This is a genomic window from Nostoc sp. FACHB-110 (genome assembly GCF_014697425.1).
Taxonomy (GTDB): domain Bacteria; phylum Cyanobacteriota; class Cyanobacteriia; order Cyanobacteriales; family Nostocaceae; genus Nostoc_B.
The window spans coordinates 1-2,013 of the sequence record NZ_JACJRU010000100.1 but is presented as its reverse complement, the minus strand read 5'-3'; the positions used below and the strand labels follow the sequence as shown (position 1 = coordinate 2,013).

Genomic DNA, 2,013 nt, shown 5'->3' with positions numbered 1-2,013 from the left:
CTGCTCCGAAAAACTTACCTAAACTTACTCAAAGAAAGTTGATTAGTTTAGTGTTTTCTTCCTGCTTCAATCAAGGTAGTCGGCTACTGCTTGTCCACAGGCGTTAAGTTCAGGTCAAGCCAACCTTACTTTAGATTTAGGGGCATTTTCAAGATTAACGGACGCATTTTCGTCCCTATCCCTGGTATGCCCACAACTTTCACAACAAAAAATCCTTTGAGATAAAGTCATGGGTTGAACGTGATGACACTGACTGCACATTTTTGAGCTAGGATACCATCTATCAACCAATTCAACTTTTGTGCTGTAAAACGGTTGTTTATACGTTAGCTGACGACGAATTTCGTATAGGCAGTTATTGCTAACAGCATTAGCTAATTTATGGTTAGCAATCATGCCTTGAATATTTAAGTCTTCAATGCGAATAATATACGCTTTGCGACTTAAATCGGTTGTTATTTTCTGCGTTGTATCTCGCCTGATGTTGGTGATTTGAGCGTGAATCTTGGCTGCTTTAGCATAGAATTTACGAGAATTTTTAGATGCTCTAATTTTCAGCTTCTTGTTCCCCAGAATCTTATTCCGATTTCGCCATTGCAACTTACTTAGCTTGGTTTTCGCCTTTTTTGTAGTAATTGGCATGGCATAAGTTGTACCATCAGAACAAGTCGCTAAAGCTTTCACTCCTAAGTCCACGCCAATCTTTTCTATTGGATGAATGATTGGTGGAATTTTCTCGGCATCTAAGGTAAATAAAACAAACCATTTGTCAGCAGTTCTAGAAACAGTAAATGTTTGCGAACTGCAAATGAAATCAATCTTCTCCTTTAATCGAAACTCTTTGATTCCTGGCAAGGTAATTCTCTTGCCCCGATTGATCACAACTCTGTTAGTAAAAGGCAATGCTGGCTTACCTTTTTCAAGGTATATTCCCGATGTTTTATACACCGTGAATGAATCACCTTTTTTCTTTGATTTCTTCACAGGAAACTGGGCTAAACCTTTGCGCCAACGACTAAAAGCATTTTTCAAATCAATGAAAGCTGACTGATATACCGTGGATGGGTATTTTCTCATCCAGGCATATTCTGGCTTGTTCATTGTGTGTGAAGTAAACACTTTTTTGATAGCATCTAAGCGTTTTGAGTCACCTGCCTTGATATCGTCGAAATCCCAGCTTGCTGTAATCAGGTCTAGGGCGTAGTTATAAACAAATCTCTTAAATCCTGCAATGCCACGCATTAGAGAGCGTTCTTTGTTATTTAGTTTTAGCTCTCTTTTTAGTGCGTACATTACTATACTTACTCAAACTTGTTTACGCGAGTAAGTATAACGGTTATTTTGCACATGGGTCAACACCTTCTACAATCTTCTTTACTTTTGATTTATACTTGCGTAACCCATCAAGTCGTGAGCTAAAACAGTGGACGATTGAAAGTAAGTCTTGGGTTAGTTCTTCATGCGGAGATAACGTTTCTGCGTTGGCAACAATAATGTTGCCTCCACCCCATGCTACAATCTGTTCAACCAAATCAAACCCAAACCTACACAACCTATCTTTGTGAGCTACATACAAGCTTTTTAATTCACCAGCAATCGCCCATTGAATAATTTGCAGAAACTTTGGACGCTTGAAGTTTAGCCCTCCTCCGATCTCTTGTATTGTTTGTGTCACAGAAACACCTTGAGCCAAGCAAAAGCTTTCCATTGCTTTTACTTGGCTCAGTAAATCGTCTTTTTGATTATTGGATGAAACTCGGCAGTATATAACCACCCTAACTGGGTGCTTCCCTGACTTCAAGCTTTTAGCTATTGCTAAATGGGATTCGCTGTAAATTCGTTGATTACCCAGTGTTCTCTCTGGGATTAATTTACCTTCTTCTTCCCATCTTCTCAGTGTAGATGGCGAAATACCCACTAAATCGCCAAACTCAGACACTTTCCACATAAACTTACTCACTATGGTTAGCTATGAATAAGTTTAGATAAGAATTTGGCTACTTAGTCAAGCTC

The 2,013-nt window shown here is 39.0% G+C and carries 2 protein-coding genes; both read right to left on the bottom strand.

Features of this window, described 5'->3' with window-relative positions; all coding sequences use genetic code 11:
- Positions 1–114 precede the first annotated feature (114 nt).
- Complete coding sequence (locus H6G69_RS33445) at positions 115–1,293, bottom strand: RNA-guided endonuclease TnpB family protein (protein ID WP_190694012.1); 1,179 nt, start codon at positions 1,291–1,293, stop codon at positions 115–117.
- Positions 1,294–1,336: 43 nt separating this feature from the next.
- Positions 1,337–1,948, bottom strand: coding sequence for an IS607 family transposase (locus H6G69_RS33440; protein WP_199336385.1), 612 nt, complete (start codon positions 1,946–1,948; stop codon positions 1,337–1,339).
- Positions 1,949–2,013 lie beyond the last annotated feature (65 nt).

Excerpts from the sequence above, each read along its gene's own strand:
- H6G69_RS33445 (WP_190694012.1), bottom strand. The coding sequence starts at position 1,293 with ATGTACGCACTAAAAAGAGAGCTAAAACTAAATAACAAAGAACGCTCT.
- H6G69_RS33440 (WP_199336385.1), bottom strand. The coding sequence starts at position 1,948 with ATGTGGAAAGTGTCTGAGTTTGGCGATTTAGTGGGTATTTCGCCATCT.